The 21926-nt window shown below is 60.7% G+C and carries 26 protein-coding genes and 1 pseudogene; 11 read left to right on the top strand and 16 right to left on the bottom strand.

Annotated features, from left to right (window positions below):
- Positions 1-10 precede the first annotated feature (10 nt).
- Entirely contained in the window at positions 11-169 is a 159-nt protein-coding gene (locus tag ACVI1L_RS30225) for a hypothetical protein (RefSeq protein WP_156436199.1), read from the top strand.
- Between the two features lie 103 nt (positions 170-272).
- On the opposite strand, the gene ACVI1L_RS30220 is transcribed toward ACVI1L_RS30225, so the two are convergent.
- Both ACVI1L_RS30220 and ACVI1L_RS30215 read right to left on the bottom strand, forming a co-directional pair.
- Positions 273-590, bottom strand: coding sequence for a hypothetical protein (locus ACVI1L_RS30220; protein ID WP_057017199.1), 318 nt, complete (start codon positions 588-590; stop codon positions 273-275).
- A 24-nt stretch (positions 591-614) separates the two neighbouring features.
- On the bottom strand, positions 615-1724 hold the full coding sequence (locus tag ACVI1L_RS30215) for a DUF1236 domain-containing protein (RefSeq protein ID WP_456784555.1): 1110 nt from the start codon (positions 1722-1724) through the stop codon (positions 615-617).
- Between the two features lie 223 nt (positions 1725-1947).
- Between ACVI1L_RS30215 and ACVI1L_RS30210 the strand changes: the two genes are divergently transcribed.
- Positions 1948-2175, top strand: a complete 228-nt coding sequence (locus tag ACVI1L_RS30210) for a hypothetical protein (RefSeq protein ID WP_057017197.1) — start codon at positions 1948-1950, stop codon at positions 2173-2175.
- A 254-nt stretch (positions 2176-2429) separates the two neighbouring features.
- On the opposite strand, the gene ACVI1L_RS30205 is transcribed toward ACVI1L_RS30210, so the two are convergent.
- The 5 genes from ACVI1L_RS30205 to ACVI1L_RS30185 form a co-directional block, all read right to left on the bottom strand.
- A complete protein-coding gene (locus tag ACVI1L_RS30205; RefSeq protein WP_057017196.1) occupies positions 2430-2942 on the bottom strand; it encodes a PRC-barrel domain-containing protein in 513 nt (170 codons plus the stop codon).
- Between the two features lie 147 nt (positions 2943-3089).
- Complete coding sequence (locus ACVI1L_RS30200; RefSeq protein ID WP_156436198.1) at positions 3090-3296, bottom strand: hypothetical protein; 207 nt, start codon at positions 3294-3296, stop codon at positions 3090-3092.
- Positions 3297-3317: 21 nt separating this feature from the next.
- A complete protein-coding gene (locus ACVI1L_RS30195) occupies positions 3318-4418 on the bottom strand; it encodes a glycosyltransferase family 4 protein (RefSeq protein WP_057017194.1) in 1101 nt (366 codons plus the stop codon).
- Between the two features lie 129 nt (positions 4419-4547).
- The gene (locus ACVI1L_RS30190) at positions 4548-4757 is read right to left on the bottom strand and encodes a hypothetical protein (RefSeq protein ID WP_057017298.1); all 210 of its coding nucleotides are present in this window, start codon (positions 4755-4757) and stop codon (positions 4548-4550) included.
- A 934-nt stretch (positions 4758-5691) separates the two neighbouring features.
- Entirely contained in the window at positions 5692-5964 is a 273-nt protein-coding gene (locus ACVI1L_RS30185) for a hypothetical protein (protein WP_456784554.1), read from the bottom strand.
- A gap of 330 nt (positions 5965-6294) precedes the next feature.
- Between ACVI1L_RS30185 and ACVI1L_RS30180 the strand changes: the two genes are divergently transcribed.
- Together ACVI1L_RS30180 and ACVI1L_RS30175 are read left to right on the top strand one after the other, a co-directional pair.
- Entirely contained in the window at positions 6295-6549 is a 255-nt protein-coding gene (locus ACVI1L_RS30180) for a hypothetical protein (RefSeq protein WP_244558747.1), read from the top strand.
- Positions 6550-6685: 136 nt separating this feature from the next.
- Entirely contained in the window at positions 6686-7126 is a 441-nt protein-coding gene (locus ACVI1L_RS30175) for a hypothetical protein (protein WP_057017192.1), read from the top strand.
- A 136-nt stretch (positions 7127-7262) separates the two neighbouring features.
- Here the strand turns inward: ACVI1L_RS30175 and ACVI1L_RS30170 are convergent, their stop codons facing one another.
- A complete protein-coding gene (locus tag ACVI1L_RS30170; protein WP_026192607.1) occupies positions 7263-7907 on the bottom strand; it encodes a response regulator transcription factor in 645 nt (214 codons plus the stop codon).
- Positions 7908-7979: 72 nt separating this feature from the next.
- Between ACVI1L_RS30170 and ACVI1L_RS30165 the strand changes: the two genes are divergently transcribed.
- From ACVI1L_RS30165 to ACVI1L_RS30150, 4 genes are all read left to right on the top strand, one after another.
- On the top strand, positions 7980-9326 hold the full coding sequence (locus ACVI1L_RS30165) for an ATP-binding protein (RefSeq protein ID WP_307720384.1): 1347 nt from the start codon (positions 7980-7982) through the stop codon (positions 9324-9326).
- Between the two features lie 462 nt (positions 9327-9788).
- Positions 9789-10073, top strand: coding sequence for a hypothetical protein (locus tag ACVI1L_RS30160; RefSeq protein WP_141340134.1), 285 nt, complete (start codon positions 9789-9791; stop codon positions 10071-10073).
- Between the two features lie 699 nt (positions 10074-10772).
- The gene (locus tag ACVI1L_RS30155) at positions 10773-11075 is read left to right on the top strand and encodes a hypothetical protein (RefSeq protein WP_456784553.1); all 303 of its coding nucleotides are present in this window, start codon (positions 10773-10775) and stop codon (positions 11073-11075) included.
- Between the two features lie 131 nt (positions 11076-11206).
- Positions 11207-11542 carry a nuclear transport factor 2 family protein gene (locus ACVI1L_RS30150; protein ID WP_057017189.1) on the top strand — a complete coding sequence of 112 codons (336 nt, stop codon included), beginning with the start codon at positions 11207-11209 and terminating at the stop codon, positions 11540-11542.
- Between the two features lie 1220 nt (positions 11543-12762).
- Here ACVI1L_RS30150 and ACVI1L_RS30145 read toward each other — a convergent pair.
- Positions 12763-12948, bottom strand: coding sequence for a DUF3606 domain-containing protein (locus tag ACVI1L_RS30145; RefSeq protein WP_076826379.1), 186 nt, complete (start codon positions 12946-12948; stop codon positions 12763-12765).
- 124 nt (positions 12949-13072) lie between these two features.
- On the opposite strand from ACVI1L_RS30145, the pseudogene ligD reads away from it, so the two are divergent.
- A pseudogene (ligD, locus tag ACVI1L_RS30140) lies at positions 13073-13991 on the top strand (non-homologous end-joining DNA ligase).
- A 459-nt stretch (positions 13992-14450) separates the two neighbouring features.
- Positions 14451-14648 carry a hypothetical protein gene (locus ACVI1L_RS30135; RefSeq protein ID WP_233475604.1) on the top strand — a complete coding sequence of 66 codons (198 nt, stop codon included), beginning with the start codon at positions 14451-14453 and terminating at the stop codon, positions 14646-14648.
- Positions 14649-15544: 896 nt separating this feature from the next.
- Here ACVI1L_RS30135 and ACVI1L_RS30130 read toward each other — a convergent pair.
- On the bottom strand, positions 15545-15820 hold the full coding sequence (locus tag ACVI1L_RS30130) for a photosystem reaction center subunit H (RefSeq protein ID WP_076826377.1): 276 nt from the start codon (positions 15818-15820) through the stop codon (positions 15545-15547).
- A gap of 1283 nt (positions 15821-17103) precedes the next feature.
- On the bottom strand, positions 17104-17832 hold the full coding sequence (locus ACVI1L_RS30125; RefSeq protein WP_057017186.1) for a Crp/Fnr family transcriptional regulator: 729 nt from the start codon (positions 17830-17832) through the stop codon (positions 17104-17106).
- 201 nt (positions 17833-18033) lie between these two features.
- Between ACVI1L_RS30125 and ACVI1L_RS30120 the strand changes: the two genes are divergently transcribed.
- The gene (locus tag ACVI1L_RS30120) at positions 18034-18288 is read left to right on the top strand and encodes a hypothetical protein (protein WP_057017185.1); all 255 of its coding nucleotides are present in this window, start codon (positions 18034-18036) and stop codon (positions 18286-18288) included.
- Between the two features lie 327 nt (positions 18289-18615).
- Here ACVI1L_RS30120 and ACVI1L_RS30115 read toward each other — a convergent pair whose 3' ends face one another.
- The 5 genes from ACVI1L_RS30115 to ACVI1L_RS30095 form a co-directional block, all read right to left on the bottom strand.
- The gene (locus tag ACVI1L_RS30115; RefSeq protein ID WP_076826375.1) at positions 18616-18972 is read right to left on the bottom strand and encodes a hypothetical protein; all 357 of its coding nucleotides are present in this window, start codon (positions 18970-18972) and stop codon (positions 18616-18618) included.
- Positions 18973-19475: 503 nt separating this feature from the next.
- The gene (locus tag ACVI1L_RS30110; RefSeq protein ID WP_076826373.1) at positions 19476-20618 is read right to left on the bottom strand and encodes a nucleotidyltransferase family protein; all 1143 of its coding nucleotides are present in this window, start codon (positions 20616-20618) and stop codon (positions 19476-19478) included.
- A gap of 208 nt (positions 20619-20826) precedes the next feature.
- The gene (locus ACVI1L_RS30105) at positions 20827-21117 is read right to left on the bottom strand and encodes a DUF3363 domain-containing protein (RefSeq protein WP_283805961.1); all 291 of its coding nucleotides are present in this window, start codon (positions 21115-21117) and stop codon (positions 20827-20829) included.
- Positions 21118-21169: 52 nt separating this feature from the next.
- Positions 21170-21514 (bottom strand): DUF3363 domain-containing protein, encoded by a 345-nt coding sequence (locus tag ACVI1L_RS30100; RefSeq protein ID WP_082653780.1) that lies wholly within the window; start codon positions 21512-21514, stop codon positions 21170-21172.
- A gap of 21 nt (positions 21515-21535) precedes the next feature.
- Positions 21536-21916 carry a hypothetical protein gene (locus ACVI1L_RS30095; RefSeq protein WP_057017180.1) on the bottom strand — a complete coding sequence of 127 codons (381 nt, stop codon included), beginning with the start codon at positions 21914-21916 and terminating at the stop codon, positions 21536-21538.
- Positions 21917-21926: the final 10 nt, after the last annotated feature.

The raw sequence follows: 21926 nt of genomic DNA, 5'->3' as shown, positions 1-21926 counted from the left end.
AGAGCGAGTGATGAACAACAACCACGACACGCGCCGTCTTTCTTCGCCTGCAGCGGCGGAATCCTGGGTGCCGAGCAACTTCAGCGCAGTCTCGATCTTGGCGAGGAGCGAGCGCCTGGATTTCGGCTCGCTCGTTCGGGCCGAGACCGGCTTCGAGCCGCGCCGGTAATTGCTCTTTCTGTCCCAGGAGCTTCGCAATAGCAGACATCTCATCACCGCGAAAACGTAATCGACGGCGAAAGGGCCGCTCAGAGAGCGGCCCCATTTCTAGTTCACCAGCTCCGGGTGCCGAAGCTGAAACCGATGCTTGGGCCACCGCCGTAGTAGCCGTAGCCGCGATCGTAGTAGCCTGGACCATTGTAATAGCCGTAGCTGCGGCGAACCACGTAGCCGTCGTCTCCGCCGTAGTAGCGTTGGACATAGCGGGGACCGCGGGTCCGGTAGCAGCGGCCATACTCGTTACAGACAAGACGGACTTGCTCGATGCCCGCAGCCTCAGTCGACGCGATGGCTGCAGGTGCAAGAGGTGCCGCACTCGCAGACGACGCCATCAAAGTCGCGGCGAGAGCTCCAAGCGCGATGTTCTTCATGGATATTCTCCTTCCTTGGCGAGATCAGTCGATCTCTTCGATGATGCGACGCTCATGGGGTTCGACGATGTAGGTCCGGCTGTCCCGGTTGATGTACCGGTACTCGCGAAGGCTCGGAGCATCCCGATAGACCTCTTCGGGAAACGCTTCGATCTCCACGCCTTCCGGCACGCGCTCTCCGGTGCGGATCTCGGTACGAACCGAGCTGCCGGTGGTGGTGCGACGCTCGCGCTCGACCGGCCGCGCTTTGGCGTGCTTGCGGATGACCTCGCGGTCCTTGTCGCTGAAGGTCGTCTTCTGTTCGGTGCGCGCCGGCGCGGCCGCCGTGGAGCGGCCCGAGTACGGCAGGACCGCGACGATCTTGTAGCTGGAGGGCTCCACGATCACGATCTCGTCCCTCACCAGCACGAAGTTGTAGCCCCGGTACTGGGGTACGATCTCGACGACCTCCGCAGGCAGCGGCTGCAGATGTACATCGCGCGGCACGGCCGTGCCGATCGACAACGAGAAATTCACGTTGTTGAGCGGTTGCACATTCAGGTGTGAAATCGACGTGCTGATCCGGGTCTGCTGCTGATCGTTGATGTTCACGGACGCGTTCACGTTAGTGCTCGACGAGCGATTGGCCGTGTTCTGCTGGCTGCTCGGCTGCTGGGCCGTGGTGGTCGGATTGCTACCCGTCGGAGACTGAGCCTGATTGGTGCCCGAAGCCGGTGGGTTCGCGCTCTGTGTCTGATTGTTCGCAGGCGGATTGGTCTGCGCCTGGTTCGAAGGCGGATTAGTCTGGTTGGAGGGCTGGCTCGTCTGCGCCTGGTTGGTAGAGTTGTTCGACGTGGGCGCCTGCGTGGTGTTGGTGCCCGTGCCGGAGTTGGACGTTTGGCCTGCAGCGCTCTGGCCGGTCGCTGGCGGAGGCTGCGTCTGGGCCGCATTCGTCGAAGGGTTGGTCTGCGCGGATCCCGGAGCGGAGTTGGACGACGGTGTCGACGTCGAAGAGGACGGCGGCGCCGACGTGGAATCCTGTTGACGCTGCGTAGCCGACGGATTGGAGCTCGACGTGCTCGGAGAAGATTGTGCGAGAGCCGAAGTCGCGAGCGCAACTGCGGCGGTCGTAGCCAACAATAAACGCTTGTTCATCTGAAATCCTCCTAATTGGTCGCCGAACAACACCGGACGAAGGGCCAGGTTCCAGAACGGGAAGTTTCGGCAAATCGGCTGAGACGGCGCCGGTGGAAATTCTTCTCTCCGCGAGAAATCAGTCTCGCGACATGAGCGGTGTGCCTTCCGACTGCCGGGAAGAAACGGAACTTCGCGCCCGCCTGCCCGTTGGCAGTGACTACTTAGACCATTGGAGGAGTTAATGAAGAAGCTGATCGTGTGCGGCGGCCTCGCCGCCTTCGCCCTCGGCACCCAGGCCGCCAGCGCCGCCGAGTTCTACATCGTTCGTGATGCAACGACCAAAAAGTGCACCGTTGTCGACACCAAGCCGACGACGACCACGACGACGGTCGTGGGCGACGGCGTCTACAAGACCAAGACGGAAGCCGAGTCCGCCGTGAAGACCACCAAGGTCTGCACCGAACAGTAAACGGCCATCGCAGGGCCGAGCCGGCCTCGCGAAAACGTTCTGAAGGCCATTGGAGGAGAAAATGCTTGTACTGACTTTATGGGCCGTTCCCCCGTGCTCGTTGTTGGCGGCGTCGGCTATTGGATAGTTCACATGCACTGAGCGAACAGTCCGCATGAAAGGCTCGCCCGCAAACCGGGCGATTTTTTTGGACCATTGGGCCCGGCAGAAAAAAGGGCCCAGCGGGGGCCCTTTTTCCGTGAGTTCTCGCCGCACTAATTGTAGTCCGAGTATTTGAACTGCGGGAGCGCCTTCAATTGCTCCTTGTTGCCGCTCATGACCGCGTGGTCCGGGACCCAATCGTTCGCGTTGCGGTTCGTCGTATTCGTCGAAGCCGCGCCGGTGGTGGTGTCGCGCGAGTTGGTCGACGTGCTGCTCGAGCTGGTCCGGACCGGCTCTTCGACGAACTTCAGCTTGTCCATCGAGACGGCGATGTCGTGCTCGCCCATGCCCAGAAAGCCGCCGATACCGATCACCACCGCGTTGATCTTGCCGCTCTTGTCGACGAGCAGCTCGTTGATGTCTCCGAGCTTCTCGTTGGCCTCGTTGTAGACGTTCAGGCCTATCAGCTTCGAAGCGCGCCAATTTCCCTTGAGCGCCATCTTCGCATCGGCCGGCTGGGCCGTGACCGCCGGCGCGGCGCGATCGGCGGGCTGGGTGGATTGCGCGAACGCGCCGCCGCCGATCACGGCAGTGCCAAGCAGAGCGACGGCAAGAAAGCTTTTCATCGATTATCTCCTCCAACGTGAGCCGCACCCGTTCAAGATGCCGGGCCCCAACGCCCGCGATTGCCACTTGTTCCTGATCGCTCCTTTCAGTCGAAACGGGGCGCAAAGGATTCTACCCATGCTTGATGGGGGTCAGGATCCGGTCCACTAACGATGTTCGATGCTCACGAGCCGGACGACAATTCCTTTGCCTTGGGAGTGAAGGCAAAGCTGCCAAACCTCATTCGAACAGTCTTCCGCTTGCTTTGCGGAGTCGCCGGCCTGCTGGACCTCCGGCTGTGGAGGAGGCACTTCGTCCGCAAGGGCGGCCGTCGCGAGAAGAACAAAAGCCGCCGTGGAAAGAATGGTTTTCATGCGAGCCTCCTGATCGGCGACTCAACGAAGAAACTCTGAAGCCGTGCCGACTTCCGGGCGCGATATGGTTGACCCCGTCTCGAATCCTTCGCGTCCTCCGCGGCCGAGCAGCTCGCGATATCGGCGTTCGTACTCCTTCACCATCCGACTTGCGGCGAAGCGCTCCTCGAACCGGGCGCGGACCACTCTTCTGTCCAGCCGGCCCAGTTCGTTCACTGCCTTGATCGCCTGCTCCTCGTTATCCACGATAAAGCCGGTGACGCCGTCTTCCACCACTTCGGGCACCGAGCCGGCTCGGTAGGCAATCACAGGTGTCCCGCACGCCATCGCTTCGATCATGACGAGCCCGAACGGCTCCGGCCACGCGATCGGAAACAGCAACGCGGCGGCCCCGGCGAGGAACGGCTGCTTCCCGATTTCGTCCACTTCGCCGACAAGTTGGATCTCCCCGCCATCGATGTTCGGCTCGAGCTTCTTCTTGAAGTAGGCCGTCTCCGCGCGCGGTATCTTGGCCGCTATCCGCAGCGGCGTCCGCGCGGCGCGTGCGATGCGTATGGCGGCCTCCGGTCCCTTGTCCGCCGTCAGCCGCCCGAGGAAGGCCAGGTACGAACCACGTTCGCAGGACGGCCTAAACAGATCATTGGGCAGCCCATGCTGGATCGTCGCGATCCAGTTCGCATCCGGAAGCGGTCGACGCTGGTCGTCGGAAATCGCGACGAAGGCCGCGTTTGGGAAAGCCCCGATCACATCGGACAGCCCGGGAAGGTCGAGCCGGCCGTGCATTGTCGTCAGGAACGGCACGCCGGTCCGGCTTAGCACCGGAAGAGGCAACCAGTCGACGTGGGAGTGGATCACGTCGAAATCGCCCGCGCGATCGGCGATGGCTTCGATCAGCAGCGCGCATGCGGCGTTCGGATCCGTTCCCCTTCGCCCCAGGCGCAGCGCACGCGGCCAGACAGGATGGAGCTTTCCCTTTGTCTTCGAATCCCCGCTCGCGAACAGGGTGACGTCGTGTCCGAGCTCGACCAGTTCGTCGACAAGCCAGGCGATCACGCGCTCCGTGCCGCCATAGAGCTTCGGCGGAACGCTCTCGGCCAATGGAGCAAGCTGGGCGATCCGCATGCTAGGCCCCGACCACGGACTGCATGGCAATCACAACGACCGCGGAACTGAGGTATGAAATCGCTAGCGGCGTCCAACTGGGCTTTGTGCTTTCGCAGACCGTCCGCGCGACGAACATCTTCACGCCCGTCAACCTTCGTCTTCGGGAGGCTGGTGCAAGTAGGCTATCCCGAAGCTGGCGAGATCTTCGGCATCGCTCTCTCGCTCTTCCCGTCTCCTGTGCAAATTGCGCTCGAGCAGGCAGCGGCGGCTGTCGTGAACGTCAACGTCAGGGTGCGCCGCCCGGTACACGATCCAGGCCGTCTCTGCCGCCCTTCTCACCGTGACTTCGTCGGCCATCCTCACGCTCCAAGCGACCGCATCCAGTCGCTGCCAACTCAGCGCGATGGCAAAAGTTTCCAATTTTCTCCGAATCTTCGACCTTTGGTGGAGAAGCGCTCGAAAGGCCGATCAGAAAGCTTTCGCCCGCGCGTGATCGCGGATCCGATTCAGCGCAATGATCTGGCCATCACGGCCCCTAAGGACGGCTCCGCAAAAGCCGGTCGACGGCGCGAACAGTGTCATAGACGGTGGATTTCTTGTGACGAAGGCACGCAGCTAGCGCGTCGATTCTCCGCCGCAGGTGATCAACCAGCCGCTTCGCACCGACAGTCATGCAGCCCCCAAGGCACTTGGACACTTCGAGTTGAGAATAGAGGCGCCGTCAATTGCGTCCCTCGTGTTCGGCGGAGTAAGACGCCGCGGAGACCTCGAGCGGTGCCAGAAGATATGGCGCCGTCAAAACTCGTGCGTAAAAAGTAGCGCGAGACGATCGGCTTAATCAGCTTGACGGTCGCTCGGGTCGCCGGACGGCATTGACCGTCGGCGGGTTGATCATCGCGACCATACGAACATTGTTTCCGGTGGCCATCAGTCAGCGAGCGGCTTCGAACGCCACCATGGCGCCCTTGCATTTGCCGCCCAAAAGGAAAGGACCGCTGGCTTGCCGCTCCAGGATAAGCGGAAGGCGAACCAAGGAGCTGGCGCGCGCCCGGGCGGTGACCACGATCCTTGCCACCCGAGCGGCCGAGAAGCGCGCCGCAGGCGAGGCGCTAAGCTGACGTTGAAGCCGACGTGCCGACCAGCACCAGGCAGGCCGGCGCCACTGGCATGGTCCTGACTCGACGAAAACCAAAAGCATCGCATACCAGGCGAGGGTCGTGCCGATCAGGAGCCGCGCCGAGGCGGACGCTGTCGATTCGCGGCTGCCGCATGCGACTTATGGCGGGTTTCATCAGCCGGCCGCCAGCAGCGCCGGCGGCGGCGCCCGCATGTTGCCGGTTTTTCCCGCCTCCAGGAACGAACCGGTTTCTGCAACGTTCACCGTCCGAGGCAAACACGGAGTGGCTGAGATGGGCGCTGGCGACCAGGTCGCATCCATGTCGGTGGTGGCATTCTTCTCGCTTGCACTGATCGTGATATCGAACCAGTTCGTCCAATCGAGGGCGACAAAGAATCTGGCGATGCCTGCCGCGGCAACAGTTGCCGCTCCGTCTAGCGCAGGCAATAGCCCTCATCCCGCTTCAGAGCCGGCAGCCATCGTGTGGTTTGAGAAAGCAGCCGGTTGACTTGTTTGATCAACATTCCCTACCGCGCCAAACGCGCGGTCGGCGCACTTTCCCGTTCGCCGCGACCCGGCACAATGATTGGCTCCGGCGCAGCGGGGAACCGCGCCGGAGCCTTTGGGGAAGTTGATTGCGTACGTTTAAGCAGGTTATCAACCGCCACCGAGGCAAATCGTTCCCAGCCATTTGCATATTTTTCCCGACATAAAGGGACGGCAGCAAAACCGGGATGTTGGCGCAGCGGCAAAGGTTCCGACCTGAGGAGGTATGAGATGAGACCGCTAGGCGAGACGGCCGCGGGCGCCATCCTTGGCGCTGGCTTCCTGACCCCGTCCGCGATCCGCGCATCGGCGGCAATCGCGTGCGCTGGGCGGGTGTGCTGGCACACCCATGAGACCTATGCTTATCCGCGTGAATCCCGCGTCGTGGTTCCGAGGACAATTGGCGCTGGGGGCCGCGAGGGATTCACCTTCCGCGAGCACGAAGGGCGCGGCTATTGGCGCGGCCGCAACTGGGTGACCTGGTGAGCGTACCGACGACGTGATGAGGCCGCCCGCGGGCGGCTGTTTCAGCGCATGCGATCGGCGAGGAACGTTTGCCATTTTCTCCCGTTGATCGGCGCCGGTGCCGATATGCGGTCCGGGATTGCGGTGAAGGTTGTTGATGCCTCTGGTCCGGTACTTTCTGTTCACAGGCGCGACGCTGCTCGGCCTGCTGCTTCTCACCGACTGGTATTTTTCAGCCCCGGCGCCAGTCACCGTCGCTCGCAACGACATCGATCGCACGATCATCCGCATTCGCTCGCAGCACAAATGGCCGGAGGCGATCCGCATGGACACGAGCACCCCGCTCCCTGCCGCCGCGCCTGCCCCCACAGCTTCGGCGGCTGTCGCGGCGCCGGTCCCCGCTGCGCCGCCCGCGACGATTGCGCAGGTTGATGCGTCGCGGGCAGCTCCGCCGGCGCGCCTTGAGCGCAGCGCGCGACATGCAAAGCCCACCCGGCAGGCGCAGCGCGAGAGACGCCAGCGACTTGCACAGCGCGGTCAGCGCTTCGCGAGCTATCGCGAGCCGGAATGGCAGGGCCGGTCGTTCCCGAGCTGGTGAGCCGCAAAGCTCTTGCTTGAATATTGTCGCACCGGTGCGTTCGTCGCGTCGATTTGCCCCGATGAATCCCGCCTGGTGTACGGCAATGAAGAATTGTCCGCATCACTGAACGCGGCCAGTTCAATTTATGCAAGGATCAGCCAAGTTCCATTTCGACGGCGATCCGTACCAGGTCCGAGTGGTTCTTCGCGCCGAGCTTCTGCTTGAGCAGCGACGTGGCATTGGCGACAGTCTTGTAGGAGATGCCTAGCGCTGATGCGACTTCGACGATCTTGTCGCCGCGGCCGAGCAACCGCAAGATCTCTAGCTCCCGCGCCGACATCTGCGAGGCGGGGCTGGCCTTGATCGCGGCGCCGGCGAACGCGATCGCCTCCGCGAGATGCGGCGAAATGAACCGCTCGCCTGCCGCGACCTTGCGCACCGCCTTGACGAACAGGCGCGGATCGTCGCTCTTGGAAAGATAGCCTTGCGCCCCCATCTCCACCGCCCGCACCACGAAGGCGGGATCGTCGTTCATGCTGAACATGATGATCCGGGCGACCGGGTCGTCTTTCCGGATCCTGCGCAGCAGCTCGAATCCGGAGACATCGGGAAGCTTGATGTCGATCACGGTCACGTCCGGCCGCTTCTGGGTAAAGGCGCGCAAGCCGGCCTTGGCATCGGCGGCCTCCTCGATTTTCACCGTCTTGTCGGAAGCAAACAGGGACCGGCAGCCCGACACCACCACCGGGTGGTCGTCGACGATCAATACTCTCATGGACGATTTGGAGGTATCGTGCATCATTCTCTGCCCTGCCTTTGATAGAACTTCGCGCGGAAATTGAAAGAGAAGAATCGCTGAACGGAGCCCGACGTGACAAGACTCTGGAACAGATTCTGGAACCACCTCTCACTTCGTGCCCGGCTGTTGCTGCCGATGGCCGCGATGGTGGTCGGCGCCTTGCTGCTCGGCGGCCTCGCCCTGCAGATCGTCTCCCCCGAGCAGTTCGAGAATGAGAACGCCCAGGCCGCGCGCTCCGCCGAGCTGGTGGCCAATGCGCTGAATGCCGCGCTCGCAGTCGCCGGCAATCCGCCGCAAACCCTCGCCGCATTCGCGGACAAGCTCGGGAGGTCCGAGACTATCGCATTCGTGCCGCCTGGAACGCGGCCGCAGCGCAGCGCGGCAGACCGCCACCACGGCAACATTCCCGCGTGGTTTACTGCCCTGCTCGAGGTTCCGGAGCTCGGCTCCACGCATCCGATCAGGATCGGAGCGACGCATGTCGGGGACATCATCTTCAGTCCCGACCTGTCGCCGGACATCGAGGAGAAATGGGCAGGCTTCGTTGCGATCGTCTCGTCGAGCTCGGCGCTGATGCTGCTCGCCGCGCTGAGCGCCTATTTCACGACCGGCGCGGCGCTTCGGCCGCTGGCTCAACTCGGCGCCGGACTGACCCGGATGCGAAACGGCGATTATGATGCCGCCATTCCGCTGGCCGGCCCTCCGGAGATCCGCAAGAGCTGTGCGGAAGCCAATCAGCTTGCAGTGACGCTGAGGCGGCTTAGCCAAGACAATCGGAACCTGCTGCGCAAGATCGTCGCCGTGCAGGACGAGGAGCGCCGCGAACTCGCCCGGGAGCTACATGACGAGATGGGCCCGCTTCTGTTCGCGATCCGCGCCAACGCTACCGCGCTGTCGGATCCCGAGGCGGAGGGCCCGCCCGAGCCGGGTTCGCCGGCGCATGGCATCCTCAGCGCAGCCGAAGCCTTGCAACAGGCGAATAGGCGCGTCCTCGAGGGACTGAGCCCGCTTTATGTTGCGGATCTTGGATTAGCCGCAAGCGTACAGACGTTGCTGCGAAACGCCCGATCCCAGGCGCCCGGCCTCCGCGTGACATCCCGGCTCGACGATCGTCTGGATGAGCTCGATGCCCTGCTCTCGCAAACCGCGTACCGCGTTATCCAGGAGGGAGTGACCAATGCGCTCCGGCACGCTCACGCGACCACGATGGGCGTCGCCGCGATCGTCGACGGCGATCAAATTCAGCTCGAGATTTCGGACGACGGCATTGGCCTGCCGCCGGACCTGACCTTTGGGAGAGGCCTGACCGGCATGCACGAACGGGTGCGCGCGCTCGACGGAACGCTGCAGCTGGTGCGCGAGCAAGGCCAGACCATCGTGCGTTGCCGAATTCCACTCCAGAACCATGTTGCGCGATAAGGACGCGTCATCACCGCGAGGAAGGGGCGCACCGCATATGCGAAATCTTACCAAGGGTATCGAATACAAAGATGATCCGACCCCCTTGCCTTCATAGCTCAGATAATCCAGCACCCCGTCGTCCTGCGGCGTGATCTCTTCGAGCCCGAAGGCATCCGCGGCCACCGGGACGATAAGCAAACCAAACGAACCCGGCGACAAATTGAGGCCGGCTTCAGTTGGCGACCTCTTCGCAAAAACGGCCCCAGCGCAGTCCGAGCGCGTCGAGGCCGAGTTGGACCTTCGCATCCAGCGCGGCGCTAGCTGATCAGCAAGTTGGCGACCAATCCGACACGGAAAGACCTGTTTGCCAAGCTGGCGGCACACCACCGGAGCTAGCTGATGAGGTCGAGCGGACCATGAAGGCCTCGGCCTAGGAAGTCCGCTAACCAGCGACGCGGGAGATTAAGGCCACCTCCGCAAGTGGCCTTGCATGGCTCCATTCCTACACCGGGACAATTTCCCGTAGCATTCCGGTACAAGGACCGCACATCGATTTGCTATCCTCTGCGTATGCCAAGCACCTTCACCCACAGGGGCGTCACCTTCGACGTAAAACGCCTATATGATGATCAGTTCGAGATCATCATTGAGATCGGCGGAGAAACCACCCGCCATACCGTGCGCACACGATTGGCAGAACTGGCAAAGCGCCGGGCCGAGATGCTGATCGATCGTAAGCTGAAAACAAAAATTAGGCCTGTGTAGGCCGCCCCAGTTGGCGGCCTCTAATAGAAAACGGCCCCAGCACCTTTGGGGGCCTAGAGACTGGCGCGGGGGCCAGTCGTCCTTTGATGAATCGGGACGTGACCCGAGGCTTTAAAACTAACACTGGTGTCAGAAATTGCTACTCCTTCCCGATGCGATTGGATGTCTTAGTTTGTCGTTTGTCGCGGCAGTGCCCTATCTAGACGGCGTGATAAGAAAGGGCCCCAGCAGTGAAGCTGGGGCCAGTGTGCAGCTGGGCGTCTCAGTGCCTGTAGCGGTGCGGCACCGAACAGGGCGACAAATGCCAATGCTTGCGCTTCGTTCCTACTCATAAAAGAAACCCCAGCATCCGGATCATGCTGGGGCCAAGCTGGGTCGCCGAGCCGCTGTCCGCCAGGAAGCAACGGTCGTCGTTCTAGGGCTGAAAAAATACGAGATGAAAATTACCTGCCCTGTTGGTCGGATCATCCCAACGACGCTCCGGTCCGAAAATAAACCATGTGAATCCTGGCGAGACAATTTCCGCTTTTTCCCGAGACTTGACGCCACCTTCGATGGGGGTTTGAATTCACTTCTCGGCTCTCTCCAAGCCGAGAACCCTACCGCACAAGGCGAGGCCCCGGACGCGCCACGCCGGGGCCTCTGCTGCGGATTGGCAACAAGGGGCGAGCCCGCTCCCTTGTTGCGTGGAGTTGCGTCATGCGTCGGTCCCAGCTAGGCACCTCGATCGTTTCATCGACGGATCAGACCATCTACCTGGTCGCCGACGATTTCGGGGCGATCGGCCGCGCGCGGCGCGAGGCCGACATCGTGGCGACCGACCTCGATTCGGCTGATCGGCTTCAACACCGCCGAGCGCTGGTCGGGAGACGTATCCGAAGACGTCGCCCGCGAAATCCAGCGCCGTTGCGATCTGCACAGACCAACGTGCCGACGGCCCTGCGGGGCTTTGTCGTTCGACATCTCGACGATCGGCTGCAACTGCCCCTGCGGCTTGTTTGACGCCTCAGAAATCGCGCAGAGCTGGCTGTTAGAGAACCGAAATAAAAAGTCAGGCTAAGCAGACATCTATTCGTAGGCGGCGCCTCTAGAAACGCTCTAATCTCACCTCTTTAGGCATGTAGGTGAGGAATATGTCCTTTGACCCGATGGCCGCGGCGGTTGATTGGCTTGATGCTTACCGCGCTGGCGACATTGAAGATATCGTTGGCATGTTTGCCGATGATGCGGTGATCCATTGCGATTGTGGAGGCCAGAAGACGCTGACTGGCCGGGAAGCGCTCCGGGCTTATTGGGTCGACAGGCTCAAGCGTTATCCCGCCTTCGGGTTGAACGACATGCAGCCAAACCGCGATTACGTCGCGGTCTCTTACATCACGACCAGTGGCTTAGTTAGCGCGCTTCTGATCTTCAATGCAGCTGGACAGATCAAATCGGTTAGCTGTGGTCCCGGCGCCGCCCGAGATTAGGCTCGAGCATCACAACGGCTTTCCGCTCACTTAGATCGCTTTTGATCTCGGCACCGAGGCCATTTGTCAGCGCGGATCGAATCTGTCGGGCGTGCGTGATGGCGCCTCAGCGGCAACCACGCGTTTGGACTGCAATGCATGGCACTATAGTTGTCGTGACAACTCCGTTCCCGCGCCTGGGCCTATGCCCTTATTCCTGTCGTGCGTTCCGCGGCCGAGCAGGCTTGTCAGAGTTTCAGACAGTTAACGGGTGTTATGGAAACCCAGCTTCCGCGGGGTCATTGTCAGTTCATCACCGCACGGCCCTCGGTAACTATCGGTGACGAGAACGCCGCCACCGCGCTCCCGCCCCACACAAACAGGAACAGCTTTATGACTAGCAAGCGGCGTCGTTTCAAACAAACCCGATCACTGGGAGAACGTCTGACTGACGAGGCCATGCGCCTGCGCTCGAAGGCCAAGGCGGTGCCTCCATTAGCCAAGAAAGAGGCCCTGCTGAGGGGGGCCGGCAAGACGAAGCGGTGGCTCATCTGACCGAGTGGCTGATGTCCCCAAGCTCTGCAGGCGCCAATATAGGCCGCCCATGATCAACCAGCCTCACTTCGACCCCTATTCGAAGGCAGCGCGCATCTGTCTTGGCGTTGCGATATTTAGCGCGACAATGCTTGCTGCGCTGCTGACGAGCATTTTCGCCTAATCAGGCCGCCTCAGTTGGCCGGATAACGGCCCCAGCGCTTCCTGGGCCCGGAGGCTAGTGCCGAGGCAGTTGCCGCGCAACCGTTCCCGCCCCGCGCTGATTCGTAGAACCGCCATCCACTATCTATCTCTCAACGAGCCCCACGGGGCCAAGCCGATGGAAATCGAGGTCTACACGGGCCGCTACGAACGCGAACATGGCCACCCGCCGTCCGGACGCCGGGTCCGGCAATTCACCCTGTCTCCGAGACCGGAGCCCTGCTTTACGAAGTCAAGCTCAACGAGCAGATGATCTAGGCGGCGCTGGAGCGAGCCCATGCGACCGCCTAACAGGAAAGGCATTCCGGATCATGGTGGAACCCTAGGGGCTGCACAGCCATTTCGAGGCGAATTCCACTGTGAGCCGATCGAGAATGTGCCCCGGGTCTTCGGGGCGAGAGGGGGCACCTTCATTGCCACTTCCGGTCTGCCGAGGAGCGGCGATTGCTAACGACGCTTCGAAGGTGTCGTTCCCAACGACTTCTTCAAGGCGAACCGAGCCGGCGCTCAACTCGCTTGCGGCCGTTGCCGACCTTCTTGACGGCTTCTTCACCGACGCTGCCGAGGGTTTTCTTCGCCTCGTAGCGCACCTCGTAATCCTGCCCGCCGACGACGCGCGCTCGGTCCTGCTTGCGACCGCGCGCGGTCTGCTTCTTCGCTTTCCTTGCCATTCTGGCCCCCCTGTTGGAAGACGCCAACGCAGGCTAAGATCAGCGGTTCCAATAGCGGACCCCGCGCGCGGAACGATTGCCAAGTCCTCAAATTTGAATCAGGTCGCTGTTATTGGATGGCGTTGTGGCGTTTCAACGGAGGAAGCCCGAAGCGATCGGGACCAAGGCGCTCTTTCCCGGCTTCATCGCGCCGGCCCGGGCATCGCCGATCGATAAAGTCCCGCGCGGCGCACGCTGGATTCACGAGATCAAGTTCGACGGCTACCGGGTCCAGACTCACATCGCCTATGACGAGGCGAAGATCTACACCCGGCGCGGCAACGACTGGACCAGGCGCTTCAAGAAGGTGGCCCAAGACGCCTGGCCGATTTCAGCAACATCAGCCATCATCGACGGCGAGATTTCCCTCGGCAGACGGCACGACCGACTTCTCTGTGCTGCAGAGCGAGCTGCGCGGTAAGTCGACCAGGATCGTGATGGTGGCCTTCGACCTGCTCTATCTCAATGGCCGCGATCTCCGGAAGCTGCCGCTGAAGGAGCGCAAAGCGCTGCTGAAGAAGCTCGTCGCTGGCACCGAGGTCCAGTTCAGCGAAAGCTTCGAGGTGGACGGCCCCAAGATGTTCGCGCATGCCTGTAGGCTCGGCTATGAGGGCGTGGTGTCGAAGGTGGCGGATAGCGCCTATCCGACCGGCACCCGCAGCCACGACTGGGTGAAGAAGACCTGCGCCCAGCACGAGATGCTGACATCGCGGGCTTTGCGCCCGACGGCGATGAATGGGACGGCATCCATGTCGGCCGACGCAAGGGCGACGAGCTGATCTACGCTCGCAAAGGTCGACCACGGCTTCGACAAGGCCTCGCCCGCCGATCTCCGCAAACGCTTGGCACCGCTGATCCGCAAGAAGCAGCCCTATACCAAGCGCATTGCACACAAGGCGATCTGGGTTGAACCGAAAGTACTGGCCGAGATCGAGTACCGCTCCAAATCCGCCGAGGGCAAGGTACGGCATCCGTTCTTTCGCGGCGTGCGGGAGGACCTATGACCCTACCGCGCTGCAACTGCTGCGATGACACGCGCTGGGATCATTTTGAACGAGCGCAGGCATATTCGAAAGCGAGCGCGGCCCTTGGATCAGCGAAATCCGAACTGAGCCTTGTCGAACAACGGAAGCGGCCTGTCGCCGAGCCACCCTTGTCGACAATTAAGCGAGGCCTCTGTCTCCGGAATTGCCATCTATTCCAAAAAAATGGCTTCAGCCGAAGGCGCTGAAGCCAAGTCTCCGCTTTTTGGTCGTCGCCGGCGACCGTAGCGTTCGACGCCGGCAGAGTAAGACCGCCGTTTCATCCTGCCGTTCCTATTGCAACTTATTCCCACCATGGCCTGCCGAAAAATCCTGCAGCGCAAGGTCGAATTCAAGGAACGGCTAGCTCTTGGAAATGGTTAAGCTCACACGGCTGTAACTGCACGGGTGCGATGGATTAAGATGCACAAAGACTCGATCATGGACGAGTTGCGGCAGATTGAACTTGATGTTGTGGAGGGAGAAAAACGACTCGCGGAGCAGGAGGCGTTGCTGATCGAGTTAAAGAGGTCAAACGAAAGCACCATCAAGGCTCAAGCGCAGTTCGAGATGATGCGAAAAGATCAACTTGACCGCGAGCAACGTCGACAACGTCTGCTTTCTGTTTTGCATCCGTGATCTAGGCAATTTGCTGCATCTTGCGGAACGGTTACAACCTGAAGAAAATCAGCAGCTCCGCCAACGATCCAGAGCGGCGAAAATCCGAGTAACATGAAAATCCGAGTAACATTGACGTCCAGAACCGCAGTTCGCGTTTGAGCCGGCCGCGAAAGACGACACAGGCATTTCGGAGCCGTTGAACCTGGGTTCGGCTAATCAAGCATGGCGCTGAGCCGCAATACTGAGAAATCCGACGATCAGAGTCCAGTCTCGGCGCTCTTCTGTCATAGCTGCCTTCACGAAAGCGAACTGCCCAATGCCCCGGGAGAGCACTGAGACCGATGCCCGTCCCACCTCCCGAGAGCAACCTCCCTTGCAACTCCACAAATTGCCACTTGTTCCTGAAAGTAAAACGGTCTCAGCGCGGTAGGAATCGCTGAGGCCGGGCTTTGCTTACATACTGCGGCGTCAGACGTTGTGGGGCGGGATCAGCGCCTGGCTTCAGAGTAACCCAACTTCGTCAGGCCCGCTCCTATGAAAAGGACGGCCAAAAGGCTTTGGGCGCAATCGGCCTGTGCTGGGAGCGCGTCCTGTTAGGCAGCACAAAAAAGATGGCCCCAGCATCCGGATCATGCTGGGGCCAGGCCAGATCGAGGACCGCTGTCCGCCGAGAAGCAGCGAGCCTGTTTCCAAGGCTGAAACAATACGAAATGAAAGTTATCTACCCTATTGTTCGGATGCCGCTACTTTTCTGGCTCCACTAGCTAAACGCATATGCGGTCAGGCTAGCGACGAGAACCAAGACACTCAGCGCAGTAACAGACGCAAATGTCCGCTCCACTCCATTCATGCGTTCCATGGTTTTAAGCTCGCTCGTAGGAAGCCTATCGTCGCAGTGTGCAGCAGCGGAGTCATTAACCTTCGTGAATCGCACGCCGTAATTTGGTTTTGGCGATTGGCTTTCTTGAGAGATCCCCTTCCAATTGCTTGACCATCGCTATTGGCCATCGACCTTCATGTCCCGCAATTGCAATGCGGAGCCCATGGACATCATCTACAAATACGTGCTCAATTGTGCCGGCTTTCCCATCGGACAAGACGACCCCTTTGCCCACCAACTCTTTTTCGGAAGCATGAAGTTCGGAGAGGATGTTTAAAGCGCGTTTGCTGCAGTCAAAAAACTCGTTCATGGGTACGCAACTATCCTAAATGTAATCTGAAGCTGCGATCGATTTACGCTGGGGTCGAGCGGTAGCCCACGCCATATGAGCGCCACGCGCGAAGACGAGTTTTCTATCATGCGGGCACCGCGTCATTAGCACATGTGAAACGCGCTTATGGGGGCCTGCTGCTTTCTGGCGGGGCGTCTTCGTTCCCCAATTTTCATCACGAATGGAATGAGGAACCTAGAACGCCCATAGCCGACGCATTGATCTTGCAAGTGGCGGGTACGCCTGGCGCCTATAAGGAATAGCTCGCGCTCGAAGACCAATTGATGGGGGCGATGCAAGGACATCGCCATGAGCACCGATCATCTCGCAGCAATTGCGATTGTACCGCTGGTGCGGATTGGCCGCCTCCATTCCGTCGGCTACGACCGCCACCGGCGGCGCGAATAGCGGCATACGTGAATGCTTTCGTGCCTCAGTCCGGCGGCTAAACACCCTCCAATCGAGGTACCCACCGCCCTGCCGCGCCGCAGCATATCCGCAGCGTTCATCGAGCTCGTATCACTTTCGCCCGGCCGTCCTAGTTGACGGCCGGGCTTTTGCGTTAAACCGAGCTGCTAGGTCGCGGGTTCCGATTTCCAGATAAATTGCGACAAAGGCTCAGGCTCGCCGCCGCGACCTGCCTGTTAATTTTGCATTCGGTGCAAAAGAGAACCGCCAATCCGGGTACGGTCGGGCTTGGCGGCTCCGTCCTCTTAGTGGACCGCGAGATCACACCGCGAGGCCGAGCTGGCTTAGATCGGTGGCGACGATAGTCGAGACCGGACGGCTACGGGTTTCCGCGACAATTGCTCAGCGCTGGGGCATGACAGGGCGCGCCTTGTCGTAGTAGTAGACACTAGCGGAGCGCATTTGGCTCCCGGATCAGGTAACCCAATCGTTCTATCGGTTGCTATTTTCCCCGGTACTATGCGGCGGCTGCGGCCCGCTCGGACCAGCCGTGTGGCTTGTACAAAACCTAGAGCACACTCGGCTAAATAAGAATGTGAGATAGACGCCTCTAGTTCGACGACGAGTTGCCGGCTACGCTCCTCATTTCGAATGACCGTCCGTTTGATGATCCCGATGGCGAGGAACTGCTGAACGACGAGATGGCCTGGCAGAAGGCCGTGACGACGGTTCGCGATATCGGGTCCAATCTGGACCTCGACAAATCCAATCGTTGGTCGATCGCGGTCAAGGGAGGAACAAAACGCAATCTTTCAGATCGACGTCACCGCCAAGCGCATCGTCTCCCCTTCGAGCTAGCCAGTCGGCTGCAAGTGAAGATAGGCCGGATCGAATCCGGCCAATTCCTCCAATTTATCGTGGTCCAGAATGCGGTAGTGTGGCCGCTCGACTTGCATGATACCTTCTTGCCGCAGTTCCTGCAGCGTGCGGTTGACGTGGACCGTCGAAAGTCCGAGACAATCTCCAAGATCGGATTGCGTAATAGGGAAGTCGAAATCGCCGTCGCTCGTTCGACCGACAGCCCTCAATCGACGATGAATTTCGGCGAAAAGGTGGGCCATACGCTCGTCCGCGGACCTGCGGCCGACATTGACGATCCATTCCCTAAAAATCGCCGCGTCAATGAGCGTTTCGCGCCAAAGCGCACCTGTCACATTCGGGCGCTGCTTACACAAGGCCTTGATCGCTTCATGAGGGATGAAGCCAAGCGTGCAGGATGTCAGCGTCGTGAAATCGTGGTCCATGACGTTGAGGTAGAGGCTCTGCAGATCCGGTATTTCGCCGGGAATGTGCAACGAGAGGACTTGCCGCTTGCCGTCCTGCGTGATTTTTGCACGGTACGCAAATCCTTCGGCGAGAAGGCAACATTCCTTTGGCCGGCTGCCATCGGCGACAATAATGTGCTGGGCCGGGACTTGTCGTTCCTGGATCGGCAGCTGCTCAAGTGCCTGAATGTCATCGCTGTCGAGCCGGTTGGAGGCAGTTAACTTTGTGATCAGGCTAGTCGCGGTGCTTGAAGCCATCGGCGTTCTCCCCGCATTGGAGGAAATGAGCGTAGCGCCGGCGGTGAAATGCCTGCTTCGCCAGCGAATGATCGGGAGCACGACACTCTCAGCCACCGGCGCCCAATTGATAGTTGCCGATGATGCTTAGATAACAATTGGGGGGACCGCGATGTTCCTCGATAACCTGGCTGAAGCCCGGCAGTCTCAAGGTACGGCCCGATGGAGAAGCCATACTCCAGATTGATCGACCAGCGGCTCGAGCAACTCCAAGCGCACCGCACCAACATCCGCCATTATCGGTGGCTTCTGAAAACGCAGCTTTCCGACTTGGAGCGTCAGTTCATCGAAAGGCGCATCGGCGAGGAACTGGAGGCCACGCAAGGCGTGGCCTCTGACGCTCCGCCTCTCGGCATATGCCGGCTGTCATCCAGCCGCCGGGAGATCGGGAGAAAAACATCCATGATCGAACCTTAAAAGCTACTCATTCGCGTTAGCGAGAAGATCGTCGGCGACTACCAGTATCTCATCGATACGCGACCTCGGAACGGGAGCGCGAGCGCTTTCGCCAGCGCATCAATGAAGAGCAGCAGCTGCTGGATACCCTTCGGCAGCCAGCGCAGATCTCTCGTGCGACGTGACATGGGGATGCACTACCGTAGGATCAAACCAGCTGATGAGTGAGTTGGAGAGCTTGCCCTTGGGCGAGGCTATCCGACTTCGCTGGGTCTTGCGGGACATCAGAGCTAGGCGCTTCATCGTCAGTCCGCTGGATCGGCTGAGTTCAGAATCTCACCAGATGGGCTACGTCGAAACCATGACATGCTTCCCGTTCTGACGGCGGCGGGCATGGGTGAGATTTGAAATCCGAAAGATGACCTCAGCGATCAGGGCACCGCCGCGATAAAAAGCTAAACAGGCGAGGATAGCCGGCGATCGCGAACCAGGTTCACCCAGCCGTTGCTGAAAGCCGAGGGCTGCCGCGGTCCATTGCGTCGCTCCCCAGGTCGACGCGACGACGATGCCGAACACGATCGTGATCTGACCGATGTAGATCTTTGCTGGAAACATTCGCCGCCCCATCCGCCCACGCGACGTGAGCGGCACGATGAGAACGGCGAAATTCGGCGAGCCTTCAATCGAAATAAAAAGTCGCGCCATCAGCGAGCGCGATTTCGATCAAGCCCGATCAAGTGCCGAAGTTGAAGATCAAGATCAGCACAGCGTCATCGAATGCTTCAACAGCGCGTGAACACCTGGCGCAGATTGCATCTCGTTGCCATGTCGCGCTCAGCCACCGGGCGATCGGTTACTCAACAGCGAAGAGATATTGCCTCTGTCGGCAGGCGGTGCGTGGTCGCGCCTCGATTCTGCATGACCAAGCTGCTTCTCATTGTACGCGGGCTTCGGAGTGCCGGATGGATCAGCGATGAGCATGTCGTTCGAGAAATGCCCCGCAAGGCGTGCGCATGCCGACCAACTCAGGCTTGTTGGTCCCGGCGCGCAGGGAGCAGCTTGTTTGACGATCGACATGCTCGGCATTCGATCGTCGTCGGCAGAGCACGCCTGGCCGAGCCTATCTTCTTGCGCCCAGCTTGTGCTGCCGCCGCTGCCGGTCGAGACTGCGTTGCGGCCGCGTCGGTGTTGAGCCTGCAATCCGCGGATCACTGTAGACGAGAGGTTGGCGCGTCGGTAGACTTTTCTGCGAGATCGTAGGCGGCGCGATCGGAGCCGAGCTCGGATACACCCTTCCCTAGTTCGGTCCGGAGCAACGTCTGGAAGCTGTCATCATAGGTCGCGATGCTGGTGCGGATCGCCGCTCTCCACTGATCGCCGCGATCCCATGCCTCCGTATAGGCGGCGGCAAGATCCGCGTGCTGCCTGTTGGCGATCATCGCTTCGATGATCGATCGGGCCTGAAGCCGATCCTTCGCGCTTTTTGCGGTCGCATCGCGGTCCTCCTTGCGGCGGGAGCCGACGATCAGCTTGTGGATGGCGTAGCGTTCGGGCGATGGAATGAGGACCGGCACGCCCGCACCGTGCAACAGCACCGCGCGGATGGGCTGATAGATCAGGTAGTCGAGGAAGCGGAGGGGCAGTGCCGCTGCTCCGCCCAGGGCCGGCATCGGGACCGGCCTGCCTGCCTGGTCGTCCGACCACTGGTTCGGCGTCAGGAATTCAACCTTGAAGTTGCTCCTCGACGTGAATTGGGTGGAGACCCTGCCGTCGGCCTGGCTCGGAACCTCGCGGAAGGTCGGATCGACCTGGCGCAGCACCTCCAGGATGGGAGGCATGGAATCCTTGATCGCCACCGAGATTTCGTGGAATTGCGCAAAGTCGGCGTCGCCGGTCTGCATGGCGGCCGCATCAAGGCGCCGGCCAAGCACGGCGGCGTAGCACTGATAAGCGACAGTGCCGACGAGCACGCCCCTCATGCGGAAGAAGCCCGCCTTCGCCAATTCTTCCACCACCTGGCCAGCCATCGGCAGGGGACGCGGCAGATAGGCCTCGCGCGTCAATGTGGAAACGAGACGGCGACGTCCCTTCAGATCGGCCTTCAGATCCTTGAATGCTTCGACCCGCTTGGTGATCTCTGGATCGTCGACGGGACCGACATAGCGGCGGTGTTGGCCCGCGCCTTCGGGCTTCGGCGTGTCGAAGTACCAGTATTTTTTGCCCTTCACCTCGACCGCTACGAAGCGGCCGCTCGTGGAAAATTCGGAGGTGAAGCTCTCGTCCAGGCTTCGCTGGACAAGCTCCGAATAGAGCGTCTGGTAGCTGATATCGAGGGCTTGGTTCGACGGCATCTTGGAACCTCGCTATACTATTTTCGCGAGAATAGTATAACCACCGGTATTCTGGAACATTTCAGCTATACTATTCTCGCAAAAATAGTATAATACTCATTAATTTCAATTCCTTGGACACACAACAGATGAATTCCACGAACGCTCCTGGATGGAACACGAACGCTCCTGGACGGAAATTGACCGACTTTCCGAGCAATCCGGTCACTTAGCGTCCAATTCCGCGCTTGATGCCGATCGACCAGGAAATGCCCTCCCCGCCGACCTGACCGGTGACCAATTGCCCGCGCGCCCGCTCCAGCACCGGCCGCCAGGGCACCAGCGCGAACTCATGCGATCGCTCGATCAAGGCGAACCGCCCACTGTGCAGCGTGAGCACGCGCCGGTAGACGCCCTCAACCTTGTCGCCGGCCTTGACGTCGACATGCTCAAGCCTGGTGCGCGCGGAAATATCCGCCACAGTCCTTGCCAGCTCACGGGCCTCGAGCGTCTCGAGCATGTTCCGCGCGTACCGCGCTTGCCCCCTTGCTCTCGCGCCAGCCCCTGCTCGATCAGCCATTGCCGCCTGGTCGCAATGCGGTCTCGACTTCCGCCCCGAAGCCAGCCGACACGAACCCATCGGGCTCCTTGCCAATCAGCTTGCGATCAAGCCACGTTGCTCCCAGCGCCTGCGGCAGATCTTCGAGTCTCTGCCATGACAACACCGCGACGCGTACCGGATTGCGCGAGCGCTGCAGCTTCTCGTATCGGAGCGCCCGGTCGAGATAGTCGTCGCCGACATTCCAGCTCCCGTCGGCAAGACGGCTTACCATTGCCTCACGCCGCATCGCCTCCAGACGCCGTACGTGCGATCCGACATATTCGCTCGATGCCTGCGGGTCGAACTCCCGGTGCAGGCGGTTGCTAGCGAACCGGAATCAAACCGGATCGAAGTAGTGCATCTCCAGGAGCAGACAGCCGCCGACGGATTTGAACGGACCGTGCGGCGCGTGCGGAGGCCGGCAGGCGTAAGTGTTCGGCGGGAAGCTCACGCCGCCCTCGCCCTTGTCATCGTTGCCGACGATCAGGTCGCCCGATACGAGATAGACCTCTTCCCAATACTCGTGCGAGAACGGCGCCGTCGTATAGACGTCGGGCGCAAAACGGAGCAGCCGGGTTCTCGTACCGTGCCGATTCTCCTCATCTCGGCCGCCGGCGATGATCTTCTGCTGGATGCCGGCCGGATAGCCCGCGGGCGTTTCCCACCCGGTGGTCTTAACGAGCGTGTAGAATTCGTCGTGCTTCTTGTTGACGGGCATGTGTTTGCTC

This window comes from Bradyrhizobium sp. USDA 4516 (assembly GCF_054055915.1).
Note: the sequence above shows the minus strand (reverse complement) of the source record. Positions and strands in the feature narration are given on the sequence as shown.

What these genes read in the sequence shown, in the direction of transcription:
- ACVI1L_RS30225 (WP_156436199.1), top strand. Translation starts at nt 11, where the DNA reads ATGAACAACAACCACGACACGCGCCGTCTTTCTTCGCCTGCAGCGGCG.
- ACVI1L_RS30220 (WP_057017199.1), bottom strand. Translation starts at nt 590, where the DNA reads ATGAAGAACATCGCGCTTGGAGCTCTCGCCGCGACTTTGATGGCGTCG.
- ACVI1L_RS30215 (WP_456784555.1), bottom strand. Translation starts at nt 1,724, where the DNA reads ATGAACAAGCGTTTATTGTTGGCTACGACCGCCGCAGTTGCGCTCGCG.
- ACVI1L_RS30210 (WP_057017197.1), top strand. Translation starts at nt 1,948, where the DNA reads ATGAAGAAGCTGATCGTGTGCGGCGGCCTCGCCGCCTTCGCCCTCGGC.
- ACVI1L_RS30205 (WP_057017196.1), bottom strand. Translation starts at nt 2,942, where the DNA reads ATGAAAAGCTTTCTTGCCGTCGCTCTGCTTGGCACTGCCGTGATCGGC.
- ACVI1L_RS30200 (WP_156436198.1), bottom strand. Translation starts at nt 3,296, where the DNA reads ATGAAAACCATTCTTTCCACGGCGGCTTTTGTTCTTCTCGCGACGGCC.
- ACVI1L_RS30195 (WP_057017194.1), bottom strand. Translation starts at nt 4,418, where the DNA reads ATGCGGATCGCCCAGCTTGCTCCATTGGCCGAGAGCGTTCCGCCGAAG.
- ACVI1L_RS30190 (WP_057017298.1), bottom strand. Translation starts at nt 4,757, where the DNA reads ATGGCCGACGAAGTCACGGTGAGAAGGGCGGCAGAGACGGCCTGGATC.
- ACVI1L_RS30180 (WP_244558747.1), top strand. Translation starts at nt 6,295, where the DNA reads ATGAGACCGCTAGGCGAGACGGCCGCGGGCGCCATCCTTGGCGCTGGC.
- ACVI1L_RS30175 (WP_057017192.1), top strand. Translation starts at nt 6,686, where the DNA reads ATGCCTCTGGTCCGGTACTTTCTGTTCACAGGCGCGACGCTGCTCGGC.
- ACVI1L_RS30170 (WP_026192607.1), bottom strand. Translation starts at nt 7,907, where the DNA reads ATGCACGATACCTCCAAATCGTCCATGAGAGTATTGATCGTCGACGAC.
- ACVI1L_RS30155 (WP_456784553.1), top strand. Translation starts at nt 10,773, where the DNA reads ATGCGTCGGTCCCAGCTAGGCACCTCGATCGTTTCATCGACGGATCAG.
- ACVI1L_RS30150 (WP_057017189.1), top strand. Translation starts at nt 11,207, where the DNA reads ATGTCCTTTGACCCGATGGCCGCGGCGGTTGATTGGCTTGATGCTTAC.
- ACVI1L_RS30145 (WP_076826379.1), bottom strand. Translation starts at nt 12,948, where the DNA reads ATGGCAAGGAAAGCGAAGAAGCAGACCGCGCGCGGTCGCAAGCAGGAC.
- ACVI1L_RS30135 (WP_233475604.1), top strand. Translation starts at nt 14,451, where the DNA reads ATGGACGAGTTGCGGCAGATTGAACTTGATGTTGTGGAGGGAGAAAAA.
- ACVI1L_RS30130 (WP_076826377.1), bottom strand. Translation starts at nt 15,820, where the DNA reads ATGAACGAGTTTTTTGACTGCAGCAAACGCGCTTTAAACATCCTCTCC.
- ACVI1L_RS30125 (WP_057017186.1), bottom strand. Translation starts at nt 17,832, where the DNA reads ATGGCTTCAAGCACCGCGACTAGCCTGATCACAAAGTTAACTGCCTCC.
- ACVI1L_RS30120 (WP_057017185.1), top strand. Translation starts at nt 18,034, where the DNA reads ATGGAGAAGCCATACTCCAGATTGATCGACCAGCGGCTCGAGCAACTC.
- ACVI1L_RS30115 (WP_076826375.1), bottom strand. Translation starts at nt 18,972, where the DNA reads ATGGCGCGACTTTTTATTTCGATTGAAGGCTCGCCGAATTTCGCCGTT.
- ACVI1L_RS30110 (WP_076826373.1), bottom strand. Translation starts at nt 20,618, where the DNA reads ATGCCGTCGAACCAAGCCCTCGATATCAGCTACCAGACGCTCTATTCG.
- ACVI1L_RS30105 (WP_283805961.1), bottom strand. Translation starts at nt 21,117, where the DNA reads ATGCTCGAGACGCTCGAGGCCCGTGAGCTGGCAAGGACTGTGGCGGAT.
- ACVI1L_RS30095 (WP_057017180.1), bottom strand. Translation starts at nt 21,916, where the DNA reads ATGCCCGTCAACAAGAAGCACGACGAATTCTACACGCTCGTTAAGACC.